This is a genomic window from Arhodomonas sp. KWT (assembly GCF_010993615.1).
Genome location: NZ_WNXE01001019.1, coordinates 1 through 588 on the forward strand (window position 1 = coordinate 1; position 588 = coordinate 588).

Annotated in this window: 1 protein-coding gene; it reads right to left on the reverse strand. The window is 75.3% G+C overall.

What is annotated here, in order from left to right; genetic code table 11:
• Positions 1 to 466, reverse strand: a 466-nt coding sequence (locus G7A99_RS23905) for an ACP phosphodiesterase (protein WP_163144567.1), incomplete at its 3' end; no start/stop codon positions are given.
• Positions 467 to 588 lie beyond the last annotated feature (122 nt).

Genomic DNA, 588 nt, shown 5'->3' on the forward strand with positions numbered 1-588 from the left:
GCCGGGACAGCCGTGCGGCCATGCGCTCCAGTGCAGCCACGGTGCTGTCGAAGTCCGCGTAGGCGGCGAGCCAGTCGCCGTCGCGCATCCGCGGCAGGATTGCGGCGAGGCGTGGCGGGAGGTGCCGGCCCTGGCGTTCCAGTGCGGTGTACGCGCCGCGGGTGAAGGTGGGCAGCGCCGTGGGGTGGTGGCTGGCCCAGTCCCGGGCGAGGAAGTGATCGAAGGCCATGTCCAGGATGATTCCGGCGGCCCGGCGATGGGGCGGCGGGAAGCGCCGCCGGGCGTCGCGCACGACCGGGTGGCGGTCGGTGAAGGCGTCGACGCGGCGGTGCAGCCGGATGCCCGCGCGCACCGCTGCCGGCAGTGCCGGGTCCGGCGTGCCGCGCACGAAATCGCCCATCAAGTTGCCCGCCAGGAACGCCGGGTCGTCGTCGCCGGCGAGGTAGGCGTGCGCCAGGAAGTTCACGACGCCGGCAGCAGCGCCCGGACGTTGGCGGGTACGGCGACCGCACGCCCCGCGTGGTGGTCCACCCACACCACCCGGGCTGAGCCGGTGGCGTAGACGACCCCGCCGTCGCCGGCGTCGCG